The 14708-nt window shown below is 65.4% G+C and carries 11 protein-coding genes; all 11 read right to left on the reverse strand.

Going from position 1 to position 14708, the window contains the following annotated elements; genetic code table 11:
• Window positions 1-269: 269 nt before the first annotated feature.
• Window positions 270-2159, reverse strand: a complete 1890-nt coding sequence (locus GKO32_RS11710) for a dipeptide ABC transporter ATP-binding protein (protein ID WP_154756866.1) — start codon at window positions 2157-2159, stop codon at window positions 270-272.
• Complete coding sequence (locus GKO32_RS11715; protein ID WP_154756867.1) at window positions 2156-3022, reverse strand: ABC transporter permease; 867 nt, start codon at window positions 3020-3022, stop codon at window positions 2156-2158. The genes GKO32_RS11710 and GKO32_RS11715 overlap by 4 nt, the downstream gene beginning before the upstream one ends.
• Before the next feature lie 4 nt (window positions 3023-3026).
• Complete coding sequence (locus GKO32_RS11720; RefSeq protein ID WP_246243511.1) at window positions 3027-3983, reverse strand: ABC transporter permease; 957 nt, start codon at window positions 3981-3983, stop codon at window positions 3027-3029.
• A 34-nt stretch (window positions 3984-4017) separates the two neighbouring features.
• On the reverse strand, window positions 4018-5628 hold the full coding sequence (locus tag GKO32_RS11725) for an ABC transporter substrate-binding protein (RefSeq protein WP_154756868.1): 1611 nt from the start codon (window positions 5626-5628) through the stop codon (window positions 4018-4020).
• Between the two features lie 385 nt (window positions 5629-6013).
• Window positions 6014-6694 carry a GntR family transcriptional regulator gene (locus GKO32_RS11730; protein WP_154756869.1) on the reverse strand — a complete coding sequence of 227 codons (681 nt, stop codon included), beginning with the start codon at window positions 6692-6694 and terminating at the stop codon, window positions 6014-6016.
• Between the two features lie 126 nt (window positions 6695-6820).
• Window positions 6821-7999, reverse strand: coding sequence for an MFS transporter (locus GKO32_RS11735; RefSeq protein ID WP_154756870.1), 1179 nt, complete (start codon window positions 7997-7999; stop codon window positions 6821-6823).
• Entirely contained in the window at window positions 7996-9279 is a 1284-nt protein-coding gene (locus GKO32_RS11740; RefSeq protein WP_154756871.1) for a condensation domain-containing protein, read from the reverse strand. The genes GKO32_RS11735 and GKO32_RS11740 overlap by 4 nt, the downstream gene beginning before the upstream one ends.
• A 1-nt stretch (window position 9280) precedes the next feature.
• Window positions 9281-9553: an acyl carrier protein gene (locus GKO32_RS11745; protein ID WP_154756872.1), complete on the reverse strand. Its 273-nt coding sequence runs from the start codon at window positions 9551-9553 to the stop codon at window positions 9281-9283.
• Between the two features lie 37 nt (window positions 9554-9590).
• Window positions 9591-11300: an acyl-CoA dehydrogenase family protein gene (locus GKO32_RS39730; protein ID WP_154756873.1), complete on the reverse strand. Its 1710-nt coding sequence runs from the start codon at window positions 11298-11300 to the stop codon at window positions 9591-9593.
• Window positions 11294-12976: an acyl-CoA dehydrogenase family protein gene (locus tag GKO32_RS11755; protein ID WP_154756874.1), complete on the reverse strand. Its 1683-nt coding sequence runs from the start codon at window positions 12974-12976 to the stop codon at window positions 11294-11296. Before GKO32_RS11755 ends, GKO32_RS39730 begins: the two co-directional genes overlap by 7 nt.
• Entirely contained in the window at window positions 12973-14661 is a 1689-nt protein-coding gene (locus GKO32_RS11760; RefSeq protein ID WP_166459500.1) for a fatty acyl-AMP ligase, read from the reverse strand. Before GKO32_RS11760 ends, GKO32_RS11755 begins: the two co-directional genes overlap by 4 nt.
• Between the last annotated feature and the right edge of the window lie 47 nt (window positions 14662-14708).

A 14708-nucleotide genomic window follows, 5' to 3' on the forward strand; every position in this document is an offset into this window, starting at 1 on the left:
CGGCGGACTATCTCCCGACGAACACGAAGAGGCATGGCGCATCCGGCAACAGACCGGACCGGCTAGGCTCCCGGCCGAGCCGGACGAATCCTGATAACCAAGTCTCCGGCAAAGCGGGGGAACCACAGGTTGTGCCCATATGGAAGACAAGGGCCGGCCCTTCGAGCGGTCCGGTCGTGACAACCTCGAGTTGCCGGCCTTGGTGGCTCACTACCACCCGTTCGCTGGAATACTGGTGCATGGCTACAGGTCCTTTCGCTTCCGTGGCCTTATTCCGCGCGCGGGTTCCAGGCCTCACTGCCCGGGATCGCAGCGACAAGCCTTCGGGTGTATTCATGCTGGGGATCGTCCAGGACCTCCGCGGTGAGCCCGGCCTCGACGATCCGGCCCCGATGAAGAACGACGACCCGCTCTGTCATTTGCCGGACGACGGCAAGATCGTGAGTGATGAAGAGCATGCTGATGCCGGCATGACGTCGAATCGTCCGAAGCAGCTCGAGCACGTGCGCTTGAGCCGATACGTCCAAGGCGGCGACTGGCTCGTCACAGATCAGCAGTCTCGGCTGAACCGCTATCGCACGGGCGATCGCGATGCGTTGTCGCTCGCCGCCGGAAAGAGCGACCGGGCGGATGCCGGCGTAACTGGCGGGTAGCCCAACCTCGGCCAGGAGCGCTGGGACCCGCTCGGACGGGTCGTCGATTTTTCCCCGGACGGCGAGCGCTTCGCGCAACGTCGCGCCGACGGTCAGGGCGGGGTTGAGTGACGCGTACGGATCCTGGAAGACCATTTGCACGAGACGGTGCAGTTGCCGCGTTCGACGTCGGGAACCGTCGGATTGGTCCACATCATTGATCTCGACCGTCCCGGAATCGGGTCGCGTCAGGCCGGTGATCAGTCGCGCGATCGTCGTCTTTCCCGACCCGGTCTCGCCGACAAGTCCTACCGACTCCCCCTGTCCGACAGTGAAGTTGACCCCATCGAGCGCGACCGCTTCCCGGTTGCGACCGAAAAGCCGGCTTGATCGAAAGCTCTTGCGCACGTCGGTGACCACCGCTATCGGGGCCGATCCTTCGGTTATTGGCCGGGGTGAGGTGCTGGTCGTGTTTCGCCCGGAGAGCCGCTCGGTCAATTCGCCGCGGATATGGTCGATCCGAAGGCACGCTGACCTGTGTGACGCGTTGATGGTGGCCAATGGCGGTCTGCCGGCCACGCAGGGCGACTGCTTCCATTCGCAGCGATCGGCGAATCCACATTGGTCACCGACTTGTTCCGCGCGCGGGACCGCGCCGGGGATCGCGGCGAGTTTCTCGACATAACGGTCGACCGGAGGTTCCGTCAGCAGCAGACCCAAGCTATAGGGGTGGGCCGGCAGAGCGGCGAGCTGCTGCGCGGGTGCCTGCTCCACCACGGAGCCGGCGTACATGACTTGGATTCGGTCGCAAACCTCGAATGCGACTCGCAGATCATGGGTGATGAGGATGAGGGACATACCGCGATCTCGCTGGATTTTGGCCAGCAGCCGCAGGACCTCTGCCTGCGTTGTGACGTCGAGTGCGGTGGTTGGCTCGTCGGCGATCAACAGGCTGGGATCACGCGCCAGGGCACAGGCAAGGGCAACCCTCTGTCGCATGCCGCCCGACAGCTGAAATGGGTACCGTTCCGCGACGTCGGCTTTCAGGCCGACTTCGCCAAGCCGACGGCCGATGTCGGCGCCGGCGTCGCTCCGGCTTCGATGCCCGTCGACCCGCATGGACTCAACGAGGTGCGCGCCGACGGTCAGGAGCGGGTTCAAGATGGTGAATGGATCTTGGAGAAGCAGGCTGATCCGTGTGCCGCGAGTCGAACGTAGGTCTCGCTCCCGCCTGCCGATGATTTCGAGCCCGCCGTAGCTGACGGACCCGGATGCGTGCAGCCCTTTCGGGAGCAGCCCGGCGAGTGCGCGTGCGGTGAGCGATTTGCCGCTGCCCGATTCGCCGACGATGCCGAGTGTCTGGCCGGATTCGACGTGAAAGGACACGTCTCGGACCAGTACTCGTGGGTGCCCTTGTGGTCCGCCGGTGATGGTCAAGCGCTGGACGCTGAGACGGCCATCGTCCGGTTCAGCGGTCTGAATCGTGGTACCGGTGATCGTGGTTGCGGCGATGCTAACCCTTGTCATTGTTGTGTCCCTCGCCGTGAGATGCGCTCGTACACCGCGTCCCCGAGGAGCGTGGCACTCGCAGCAGTGAGGATGAGTAGTACGGCCGGCGCGATCGACAGCCAGGGGTTCTGGCCGATCAGCTGTTGGCCGTCGGCGAGCATGCCGCCCCAACTCGGCTGATTTGGCGGTACACCCAGGTGGAGAAAGCTCAGCGAGACGAAGCCGATGAGCGCGATGACGAAATCGAGAAGGAAGGTCGCGACGACAGTCGGCATGATATTCGGCAGGACGTGCCTGATCAGGATTCGTGTCGAGCCATGGCCGAGTGTTCGAGCAGCCTCGATGTAGGGCATGCGCACCACGACGAGTGCCGCGCTCCGGGTCAGCCGGATCTCATAGGGAAGGGACAGTACCAACAGGACCCCCACGGTGAACCAATATCCGCCCCCGACAACCCCGACGACCACGACGGCGATAAGAAGGGCCGGCAGGGCAAGGATAAGATCAGCACACCGGGTCACTACCGCGTCGATGACGCCGCCGCGGTACGCCGCGACCATGCCGGCGCCACACCCGATCAGCACGCAGCCGACGGCGACGGCCAGCGGTCCGAGCAACGCCGGCCGGGTGCCGGCGATGAGCTGGGACAACACGTCGCGGCCCAGCTGGTCGGTGCCGAGAAGATGCGCATGACCAGGCAGCGTCACACTCAGCAGAGGATCCTGTGTGAACGGGTTTTGCGGCGCCAGCAGGGTTCCGGTCGCCATCGTGACCAGCCCGGCCACGAGGATCGCGCCGCACAGCGAGGGAATCACGAGGCGATGCTTATCGCGACCGCGTGGCGATAGAGCGCCTGCGGGGCGGGCGATGTCGGTGGTCATATGTTCACCTCCGCACTCCGTCGCGCGTTCGTGGATCGAGAATGAGCGTCACCACATCCACCAGGAGGTTGATGCAGACAACAAAGAGCGCGATGAAAAAGGCCAGGCCCTGAACGACGGGAATGTCTTTCGATTCGACGGATTGGACCATCAACTGCCCGACCCCACCGAGAGCGAACACCGATTCCACCAAAACGGCCCCGGAAACCAGATGGATGGCGAGAAGGCCACCTGTGTTCACCACGGGTGCGGCCGCGTTTCGCAGTACGTAGTGCAGCGTTATCCTCCGAAGGTTGAGGCCACGGGCGCGGGCGAAGGTCACATAGTCCTGGTCTACGACGTCGCCCACAGCCGCGCGTGTTTGCCGCACGATAAGCGCGATCATCCCGACGGCCAATGCGACGGCAGGCAGCGTGAGATGTTCGACGCGATCGGTGAAGTCACCGTTTCCGCCACCGTACACGGGAAAGATCGAGACCAGTACGCCGAACAGGTAGCTGAGAAGGATCGACACCACGAAGCCCGGTGCGCTCATTCCGAGTACGGACAGACCCGACGTCGCCCGGTCGAACAGCGACCCTTGACGTATTCCGGCGACAATGCCGATGGTGATTCCCAGGGCGAGTACGAGCACCAGGGCATAGAGGGCCAGCTGAAGTGTGATCGTCAGGTGCGAGGCGATGTCGCTGGTGACCGTCTGACCGGATTGGATCGAGCGACCGAAATCGCCGCTGAGTGCACTTTTCGCCCAGTCCCAGTATTGGACCAAAAAGGGACTGTCGAGGTGGTACTGCGCGGTGACCTGTTCGATCGCCTCTGGCGTGGCCGGCCGGGCACCGAGCAGTGTGGCGACTACCGATCCGGGGCTGGCGGCCAGCAGGCTGAACACGAGAAAACTGACCAACACCATGATCCCGATGACCCAGGCCAATCGTCGAGCCACAAATGTCATGAACGACATGGGATTTCACCATCATTTCACGTTCATTCGGTTTCTAGTTGGCGGTGAGCTGTTCGGACCACGTGCCGTTGGTCTGAAGGTCGAGGATGCTCTGGTTCTGGGTGAGAGAAAACTCGCCGGCGACAACGAGAACCCGATCTGGAGCCTGCAGAGGTATGTACGGCAAATCGTTGGCAATCGCGGTGAGAATGGTCTTGACGGCCTGCCAGCGAACTGCCTTGTCAGACGATTCCTGTAGCTGCTTGTCCGCCGCCTCGACAGCTGCGGTGGTCCAGTTCGCCGTGTTGAAGGCTCCGGGCCGGATGTTGCCCGCCGCCGTCGTGGCGACGAGCATGGAGCCCGCGTCGGGCCCCGCACTCGTGAAGGGGAGAAGTTGCAGTCCCAGGTCCTTGTGCGCGTAGACGGCTGCGATCCACTGTTTCTGAGTCACCGGCTTCGGGGTGATCGTCACGCCGATCTTGGCCATGTTCTGCTGGAGGTTCAGCACGGTGAGCTCGGCAAAGGGCGCGGTCGAGTCATAGCTGACGGCGAGTTGGAAGCCGTTCGGATATGCGGACTGAGCTAATTCCTGCTTGGCCTTGGCAAGGTCGAATGAGTACTGCGGCAGCCCATTGAGAAACGCATCTTCGTCGGCCTTGGCTGGACTGACGTCCGCGAGCTGGTCCGTCGTACTCAATCCGGGTAGCAGTTTCGCATAGTTGCCATACGCTGCCGTTGTTATTCCGGCTTTGTCGAGCGAGTGGGCGATTGCCCGCCGCACATGGAGATCGTTGAGCGGCGCCGCTTGGGTATCGAGTGAAATATAGTTCACCGAGATATTCGCTTGCAGCGGGTACAGCTTCGCGCCGGAAATTTGCTGGTACTGCCCGGCTGTCTTGAGGTTGGCGACGAGGTTTGCCTGCATCGAGCCGGATCGCATGGCCAGCTGTGCGGTATTGTCGTCACTCACGGGCACCATGACGATCTTGCTCACCTTCGGCTTTGCCCCCCAGTAGTTGGGGTTGGCCGCCAAAGTCACGGCCTGTTGGGTATTGCCGGCGAACATATACGGACCGGTGCCAATAGGGGCAGCGCCCGGTGCGCCGAGGTCGTTCGCATGCGCCTTGGCGAACGCCGCCTGCTGCACGAAAATGGTCGTTGCGAGCAAGCTCCGCATCTGTCCATCTGGATGAGATAATTTGACCGTGACCTGCAGGGGCCCGCTGACACTCACGCTGCCGAATGAGATGAGGTCGGCAGCGAGCTGCGAGGACCCTGTTGCGTCGTGTTCGATGCTCCACGCCACGTCATCCGCGGTGAGCGGCGTTCCGTCGGAGAATTTGACGCCGCCGCGGATCGTGTAGACGAGCGTGGTGTCGTCGGGCTGCTGGACCGCGGTCGCCAATTGGGGCGAGAGGTCTCCCGTCGCCGAAATTGTTTCCAGCTTCTGCGTCACCAGTGCCACATAGGTGGTGGTGCTTTGATCATAATCCTTGGGTATATCGAGGGAGATCGGAGGAGCCGGAATTCCCATCGTGAAGGTCGATGGATCATGAGCCGCGGATGAACCCGAAGATCCCGTACAGGCAACAGAAGTCAGCCCAGTTATCACACAGACAGCGAGCACGCCGAGAATGCCGGCGCCCTTGCGATTGGGGCGCATCATCGATATTCGTCTCTCTCTGGGGGCGGGAGGCGTCTTACCTGACGGATCGGGATGAGGACCGTGAACGCCTCGCAGTCTCAGGCCTGACACCGTCTACCTCCCGACCGCAAGATTGTCCGACACTGTAGTTGGACGCGATCGTCGTATACTCACGCACCGCAGCGGTCACGTCAAGCCCGAAAACCCGCACCGCTGGGTAGCGAGACCGACTTGGGAGGAACGCTGACCGCCTGCATCGATCCGTCACCGTCAGCAGTTCAGGAGTGTGTCGTGCGCAGGCGGCACCCGTACGGCACTATGCCGTCGACGATGAGGCGCTGACCGGCGTGCGCCGGTTCAGCAAGCGCTCTTGCGAACGCTTCTGTTGATCGTGCTCACTGCCCGATCATTCATGCTGGTGGTAGTGATCTTCCAGCGCTGCAATGAGTTTCGATGCCTTTCCCGACATGGCGGCATCAAGGAGCAGCAGGTGGCGGGCAGCGTGGTCCTGACTGGCGGACTGACCGCGCCGCAACAGCGGGATCACCATCAGCGACAGCAAAGGCTCCTGGCTCTTCCACGCATCGAACAGCTTGCTCCGAGGCTGGTGCCCCATCAGCGTCGCATGAAAGGACCGATCCAGGTCCAGCAGTTCGTCCAGGTCGTCCGGCACGCGCAGCCCGCGCATGCGTTCGGCTGTATCGCGTAGCTCCCGCTCGACCGATGCCTCAAGGGGAAGCTGCGTGTGCCGGGCCGCGCGCCCCTCGAGAACAGCAAACACCTCACCGATCTCGATGACGTCGTCGTCGCTGAAGTAGCGCACTCGATGCCCGGAACCGGCGACGAACTCGACGAGCCCGGTCGAAGCCAAGCGAGTGAGTGCTTCACGGATCGTGCCCCGGCTGACCGAAAAGTCCTCGGCGAGCCGCGTCTCGACCAGATGACGGCCCGGGTCCAGAGTCCCCCGGGTGATCTCCCGGCGAAGGCGCCGCACAACTTGGTCCACGAGGGTGTCTCGCCTCGCGGTGGGCGGCGCCAGGGTACGTTCCAGCGTCGGCTCAGCGCGGTGAGACGGCCGGTTGCCCAAGACGTTGCCTCCATTGCGCGTAGGACTTCGCCGCAAGCCCAGGCGAGTAAGGCTTGACGTTACACGATCACCACTGAAGTATAGGACCCCTCTGTCGAACAGGGCTGTCGGATAGGCCGACGAGGATCAACTCCTGAACAGAGCCGCGGCACCGATGAGCAGAAGTACCGCGATCGCCAGGAACGGAACCGCGGTACCGGCGGTGTAGAGCCAGGCGGCCAGCACAGGGCCGACAGCGAAGGCAACACCCGCGGCAGCCGCTATGGCACCCGCGGTGCGGGTGTGCCGCGGCTCGTTGTCGGCCCGCGATACGAACTCGTAGCAGGACGGCAAGGCGCAGCCAATCCCGATGGCGGCCACGATGGCCCCGATCAGAATCCACGGCAGGGTTCGCGCGAACGCGAGCGGCAGGACGCCCGCGAGGGTCAGGGCCAGCCCGGCTTGCAACATCCGGCCGGCCGGTAGCGCCGGCCGGGACATGGTGACCAGTTGGGCCAGCAGAAACGGTGCGCTCCCCGCGACCAGCACCCACGCGGCGGTCCGGCCCGCATCATCGCTGGAGAGGCCAAGCCGGTCGGTGAGCAGAAACCCGGCGGTGACCTGGGTGGTCGCGACGAACAACAACAACGACGTGATCACCAGCAGATACGGCCAAACACCGCGGACGAATGGCCCCCACGACGATGACGAACGCTGCTCGTAATTCGTCTGCTCGCCGTGGTCCATGCGCGCCACCAAAGCGGTCGCCACGGCGAGCGGAGCCAGAGGCGCCAGCAGCAGGACGATCAGCCCATGCGCGCTGGTGATCCCGTCCAGCAAAGGTCCGGCGAGGACACCGAAACCCTGGGCCGCGGTGATCACGGCGGCGGCACGACCCCGCTCGCCGGCAGCGGTGGAATCGGCGAGCACGAATGCGGGCCCGGAGACCGCGACGGCCGCCATGGCGAGGCCGAACAACACGCCTCGCGTCAGCAGCACACCGGCGAAACCCACCCAGCGGCTTCCCGGACCCCAGCTCACGATCAGGGTGAACACGACCGAGCTCAGCACGATGCCGATCAGCCCGGCGACCAGTACGCGCCTGCTGCCCCACCGGCGCGCCGCGAAGGTCCACAGTGGATTGGAAAGCAGGAAGACGCAACCGGATACCGTGATGACCAAGCCCATCCACAGCTTGTCGACGCCGAGACGAACAGCCAGCGGAAGCAATTCGGGAAAAACCGATTGCTGTGCGGTGTAACCGAACGCCATCGCCGCGCCCACCAGCGCGAAGCGTGCGGCGGGTCGCGTTCCCAGGCCGGTCATACGGCGAGGGCGAGCACGTCGGACAGCCGTGTGTCCGGCGTGGTGATGAGCTGATCCAACGACGACAGCATTCCCTCCTGGTGCCGGGCGAGCTGAAATTCGTCGTAGAGCCGGGAATTGACTTCGTACTCCAGCAGCAGGTCGCGGGTCGCCTCGCCGTAACAGTTAACGCGGAAGTTCGACGCGGGACCGGTTGCGAGGACACGGAACTCCGACTCGCAACCGGTGAAATGGGCCTGGTCCCCGAAGGCGATCACGTTGACGAACGTGCGCAATGTCGGGGAATTGGGCACCTGGTCCAGGTGGGCTCGCTGGTGCCTGATCGCCTCACCGAGCCGCTCGCCCACCTGCCCGAGCAGATCGGTGAACGTGCGCTCCGACCGGACATCGATGCGCAGCGGCAACTCGCTGGCCAGGTTCGCCGGAGTCTTCACCGCGGCGAGCGTTGATCTGTTGGCGGCCAGCAGGCCGATCACGACGTCCGGTGAGTCCGTCAGAACGCTCAACCGGCATGCCGTGATCGCCATGACCAGCACTGGCCATCGCACGCCCGTCCGGGCGGACAGTTCGAGGAACGCGGCCCGCGACTTGTCGGAGACAGGAGCCACCGAACGCAACGGGCTGGGCCCGGCCGGTAGGTCGTGCGAGGCGAAACCGGACCACGAGACAGGCGTGGACAAAACGTGCCGCCAGTAGTCCGCATCCCGCTGCGCCCGTGGCGAACTTGCGTAGGCGTCGTCCTCAGCCACCAATTGGGCAAGGCCGGCAAATCCGCCAGGTGGTGCTGGTTCACCTGTGACGAGGGCGTTGTAGTGCTGTGCGACGCGAAGCAGATATCGATGCGCACCATAGGCATCCAGCGCAATGTGGTGGTACCGGAAAAAGAGGAACCATTCACGCTCACCCGTTTTGATCAGCGTTTGCGAGCACACCTGGTCGCCCCCGCGTAGCTCGAATGGCACGGCGAGCGCGGATTTCATCCAGTCGATCGCCGCGGCCTCGTCCGGCAGGTCGACCGACGACAGCGGAACGGGGCCCGCCGCGACGACGGTCTGCCAGGGTTGCCCGTCCTGCTCGTGGAAGATCACCCGCAGCGCTTCGGTTTCCGAATATGCGGCGGCAATTGCGGCTGTAAGCGCTTTCTCACGGAGACCACCGGTGAGCCGGAAATACCCGCCGCAGTTGTACTGCGGGTTGGCGGGATCTTCGTGGTGCGCGATCCACTGCTGCTGCTGGGCGGGCAGCAGCGGCAAAGGAGTGTCCGGTGCGGGAATGGCCATGCTATTCACGTTCGCTGCGAATGAAATCGGTCAGGAACGACGCGAGCTTGCGGATCGACGGGTAGTCCCAGACCACGGTGACGTCGGGAAGGACGTCGAACGCGTCCTCGATCTCGGTGATGACGGCGAATGCCGCCACGGAGTCGAGACCGTAGTCGCTCAGCGGGCTGTCCGGGTCGATTTCGGTCTCCGGTCGCTCGGCATACCGCGCGACGGCCTTCGTGAGCCATGCGATCATGCCCTCGACCGTGGGCACCTCATGCGTCCTGGTCATCAAACACCTCATCCTGTAGTCGCTGGAACATGGCGGGTCAGGCCTCGAAGACGGGATGGCCGGACAACCCGAGGTCGATGTTGCCGGCGCACCGGTCGAGGAGTTCGGTGAACAAGCGATCCTCGACCTTGCCGGGTAGCTGCCCCGGTGAGCGGCCGCCGGCAAGCTTGGTCAGCGCGGCTACCGCCCAGGCCGACAACCAGTCGCCACTGCGCTCCCTGTTGTGGCGCCACGTCTCCAGACACACACCCGCCAGCGACAGGCGAGCGTAGCGGTCCACGATCCGGGCGGCCGACGGCGGGGCGTCCACACCGAAGTCCGATGTGGACAGTGCGGTGGCCGCGGCGCGAAGTTCTCGTCCTTCCGTGGCAAGGGACTCCGCCGGCGTCCGGATCAGCCGCCCGTCAGGTGTGGTGTCACCGGTCAGCGCGGCCAGCCCCGTCGACAGGCCGCCGAAGAGATGGTCGCGTCCGTTGCCGGTCACTCGCAGCTTGGCGAATTCGAGCGGCGGAAGGTCGGCCCCGACGGCGAACAAGTTTTCGTCCGCGGCATCTTCGGTACCCCAGGATCGCCGGGCGAGCAGCGGAAACTGGGGCAACAGGGTCATCCGGCAAGCGGCCCTGCTGATGTGGACCACGCCGATCGCCCGGATGTCGCGCATGAGCTTCTGGAAGATGGCGGTGGGTCCCGCACGCAGGTACGAGTGGGCTCCGAGGATCATCGCCAGTTGATTCATGGCGTCCAGGAGCAGGGTCGGCAGCTGGTACTTGACCGTGGCGGCGTGCAGCGCACCCTCACCCGGGTAGACGTGCAACGACCGTGCCGCCGAGGTCGAGAAGGCGTCCGCGGCGACCAGCGTGACGAAGACGTCAACCAGTTTGGACTTCAGATGCGGTAAGTCGATCGCCGCTTTGCCGTACAGGGTCCGGCCGAGCAGATGCCTGACCGTGCAGCGCAGAGCGGTGTCGACGACCGTGGTCATCATGGCCGGCAACGCGATCCTGGTCAGCTGGAACGCTTTCATCGTGTTTTCGGTGCCGCGTCCGAGGCGGCCGAGCACCCGGTCCTCGTCCACTGGTGCCGCGTGAAACGCGATGCCACCGAGATGGACGCCACGCAGGCCGACCGTGCCGAACCTGGGCAGTGACCTCACCCGTGCGCCGGTGAGGTCGGGACCTCGCAGCAGCAACTGCGAATGTGCCTGGGCCGGCTGGGTTCCGCCGGTCGCCGCGAACAACACCAGTGCTTCGGCGCGGTCGACGTCGGCGATGACCTCCTTGCGCCCGTCGAGAATCAGCCGGTCGCCGGCCGGCCGCGCGGTGAACTCGGCGGCGGTGAATTCGTTGCCGTGCTCGAGTTCGTGGTAAGCGCAAGCCAGCCGGTGACCGGCGAGGAGCGTTTCGGCGACGTAGCGCCGCTGGTCGTCGTCACCGGCGAGCCAGACACAAACACTGGCCAGCAGCGAAGGGGTGAGGTAACCGGCGTTGAGGCCCGGATCGCGACGGCTCACGGCCCGGCCGACGGCGATGAGGTCGTCGAGGCGCGTGAAACGACCGCCGAGCTCGTACGGTACCAGTTCGGCGTTCATCCCGAACTCGTCGAGCGCCCGCTCTCCAGGCGCGAACCTCTCACCGCGCTCGTCGACGGCGAGAATTTCCTGAAATCCCAACGGGTTCGCTGAGTCGAAGGGATCGCCGAACTTCCGCTCCAGCACGGCGACCCGGTCGAGTGCGGACGCGGTCACCACGGAGAGTCCTCCTGATCGCGGGCAAAGAGGGTCAGACGCTCATCGACTGTCAGTGCGTGCTCGGCCAGAGTGGCGAAGACCTCGTCATCTCCGTGCCTGCCTGGCACCAGCCGCTCCACGACCAGTTCCAGGCAGCCGCGCAGCAAAGTCCATGTTCGGCCGTCGTCGGGGCGACTCGCGAGGATCAACAGGCACGCGGCGCCCGCGACGCACAGCTCGTAAAGCTCGGCAAGGGCGAAGGCGTGTGCCCCGGGCATGCCGGAGGCGGGGCGGTAAGCCTCGATGGCGGCGTGGGTCCGCGCGCAGGCGGCTTCGAAGTCCGCCAGCACGTGCGTCAGGCGGCCGCCGCTGTCCAGCTCACGAACGCGGTGCAGCAACCCCGGCACGGCAAGCGTCAGGCCGCACCCTGACGCCGAGATCAGCGTCAGTTTGTCATAGGCGATTTCGGGCAAGGGACCGGTGACCAAAGTGGACAGCCGGTCGGCTGCCGACGGGTCGACCGCACCGTATCCGCGTCCCAGTCTGGTGAACTGACTGATCAGCAGTTGCCGGTTCACCAGTGTGCTGCCGTCGAAAATGGCGACCAGCCGGTGGTCGCGTTCCAGCTTGGCGAACTCCCCGTGCTCGAAGACGCCGGTCAGGTAGCCCCGGGCACCCAGCAGTTCGGCGACCTGCTCGATCGCCTCCTGCACGATCGTCGGGACAAAGGCCTTGCACACCGCGGAAAACACACTCATCTCGCGGGGCAGTACGTGAATGGCACGGGTGGCGACGGCGGTGACCGCCTCGGCCAGCAACAGTCGCGCGGCGGCACGTCCGATCGTGTCGCGTGCCAGCGGCATCTCAGCCACCGGCCTGCCATACAACCGGCGCCGGCGGGCGAACCGCGTCGCGAGGCGGATCGCGTGGTCCCCGGCCCCCAGCGACAGCGCGGCGCAGGCGGTGCGGGTGAGCTGAAGCGCCTTCAACACCGTCTCACCGGCCTTACCGGGTTCGCCGATCAGGGCGGTGGCGGGGAGCGGGGCGTCGTGGAACGAGAGACCACTGATGTCGGCGCCGCGGATCCCGTGTGTCGGGATCTTGTCCAAGGGCTCGACGTGGCGCGGAGCCAGTTCGCGCTTGTCGACCAGGAACAGGCTGAACCCGCGTGGACCGCCCTCGGCCGAGGTGCGTGCCAGCACGCATGCCAACTGCGCCCGGGTGGCGTTGTTGATCAGCCACTTCGTCCCGTCGAGCCGCCAGCCGTCGGTCGTCCGCTCGGCGGACACCTCGCCCGCGAGAAGGTCGCTGCCATGGCCCTGTTCGGTGAGGCCCCAGCAGACGATGGCACCGTCGATGATCTGCCGCGCGAGCCACTCGGCCGTCTCCGGCGATCCGGAGACCCACACCGACACCGCGCCGAGGAAAGTCTTGCCGTGCGCGATGGCGACGGTGAGATCCTGGCGCGCGACGGCCCGCAGCATGGCCACCACCTCCGGGAAAGCAACCAGACGTCCGCCGAACCGAACCGGCACGTAGTACGCCGGCAGGCCGGCGTCGTCCAGCGCCCGGCACGCTGCTGTGGGGATGACCTCGGCCGCGTCCAGCCGGGCGAGCTCTTCCGGGGCGAACGGTCCATCAGCGCGCCACTGTCCGAGCATCTCTTCCAGCGCCGTCACTGCCGAACCGGCGCTCACGACCCAGCCCCTTCGGAAACGAGGCTCTGCAACCTGGCCGTCAGGTCCAGGTACAGCGGGGTGGTCTCGTCCTGCAGGAAGCGGCGGCACATTTCCGCACGCTGGATCTTGCCGCTGGTGGTGCGGGGCACCCCGCCAGGACGTAAGAGCAGCATGCCGTCGAGTTCGACCCCGAACTCCCTGGACACCATCAACCTGACGGAGGAGACAAGTCCGGCGAACTCCTCCGCTGGCGTGCCGGCCTCGACTTCATGAGCCAGCACGAGCAGTTCGCCGGCGGTGGGGTGGGACACCCCGAACGCGGCACCGACCCTGGCAGCCAGTCGCGGCTGCTGCGCCCGCGCCGCCTCTTCGATGTCATGGGGGTGCAGGTTCATACCCCGGACGACGATGATTTCCTTCATCCGGCCAACGATGTACAGCTCGCCGTCATCCACGAGCCCGAGGTCGCCGGTGCGCAGGAAACGCCTTTCACCGTCGGCGGTCATGCCCCCGAACGTGGCCTCCGTCAACTCCGGTGCGTTCCAGTAGCCTTGGGCAACGCTACCGCCCCGGACCCAGATTTCCCCGATCTCGCCTTCGGCGAGCACGGACCGGGATTCCGGGTCGACAATGCGGACATCCACGTCATCACAGCGGCCGCAACTCACCAGGGAATGACCGGCGGCGCCCGCGGGCGAATCCGGCTTTCTGACCACCGGGCGCCTGCGCGCCGAACCGGTCACCAGCAGCGTTGATTCCGCCAGTCCGTATGCCGGTGCGAAGGATTCGGGACGAAACCCGGCGGTCTTGAAGCGAGTGGTGAAACGCTCTACGACTGTGGCGGAAACGGCCTCGGATCCGTTCAGGGCCACTTCCCACCGGGACAGGTCGAGCCCGGCGAGCTGCTCGTCCGTCACACGGCGGGTGCACAGCTCGTAAGCGAAGTTCGGTGCCGCGGCGACCGCGATCCCCAGCTCGTCGATCATGCGGAGCCACAGGTACGGGCGGCGCAGGAAGGTCATCGGGTCCATCGCGACCGAGGTACCGCCGAGGATGATGGGCGTGAGCAACTGCCCGATAAGGCCCATGTCGTGGTAGTTGGGCAGCCAGCCACCGACGCGGACCCCGGGTGCGAGATCCAGCGCTCGCGCGATGGCGGCGATGTTGGCCAGGAGGTTTCCGTGGCTGAGCATCACGCCCTTCGGCAGACCGGTGGAGCCCGACGTGTACTGGAGCACGGCAAGGGTGTCCGCGTCGTTGTCGGCCAACTCGTCGTCGGCCAGGCCGGGATGCTCACTGTGCTCGACGTCGAGAACCGGCAGTGGCAAGCCCTCCTCGCCGAGCCAGGCCGACACGTGGACCGCGGACTTCGAGGTGGTCAGGACGGCCGAGACCCCCGCGTCGACGGCTATCGCGGCGATCCTGCGGCGCTCGTGCGCGAAGCGTCCCGGAACCGGGACGGGAACGGCGATCCTGCCGCTGTAGAAGCACCCGAAAAGCGCGCCGGTGAAGGAAACGCCAGGTGGCAGGCACAACAGCACCCGGTCGCCGGGTTCTCCCTGAGCCGACAACCACTGGCCGACCCGTCTCGCCCGGAGATCGACCTCGGCCGCGCTGAACGATACCGCTCCCCCGCTGCCGGCGTCGTATTCGCACAGCACCGGAGCGGCAGGCCCCTCCGAGACCCGCCGCCTCAAGGCCATCTCAAGGCTTGACAGCAGAGGGTCTTTCTCACCGACATGTTCGGGAC

It is taken from the genome of Amycolatopsis pithecellobii, assembly GCF_009707865.1.
Lineage (GTDB): Bacteria > Actinomycetota > Actinomycetes > Mycobacteriales > Pseudonocardiaceae > Amycolatopsis_E > Amycolatopsis_E pithecellobii.

Bases quoted from the DNA above. Each gene is read 5' to 3' on its own strand.
- GKO32_RS11740 (WP_154756871.1), bottom strand. From the start codon at position 9,279: ATGGCCATTCCCGCACCGGACACTCCTTTGCCGCTGCTGCCCGCCCAG.
- GKO32_RS11720 (WP_246243511.1), bottom strand. From the start codon at position 3,983: ATGTCGTTCATGACATTTGTGGCTCGACGATTGGCCTGGGTCATCGGG.
- GKO32_RS11710 (WP_154756866.1), bottom strand. From the start codon at position 2,159: ATGACAAGGGTTAGCATCGCCGCAACCACGATCACCGGTACCACGATT.
- GKO32_RS11735 (WP_154756870.1), bottom strand. From the start codon at position 7,999: ATGACCGGCCTGGGAACGCGACCCGCCGCACGCTTCGCGCTGGTGGGC.
- GKO32_RS11760 (WP_166459500.1), bottom strand. From the start codon at position 14,661: ATGGCCTTGAGGCGGCGGGTCTCGGAGGGGCCTGCCGCTCCGGTGCTG.
- GKO32_RS11725 (WP_154756868.1), bottom strand. From the start codon at position 5,628: ATGATGCGCCCCAATCGCAAGGGCGCCGGCATTCTCGGCGTGCTCGCT.
- GKO32_RS11715 (WP_154756867.1), bottom strand. From the start codon at position 3,022: ATGACCACCGACATCGCCCGCCCCGCAGGCGCTCTATCGCCACGCGGT.
- GKO32_RS11745 (WP_154756872.1), bottom strand. From the start codon at position 9,553: ATGACCAGGACGCATGAGGTGCCCACGGTCGAGGGCATGATCGCATGG.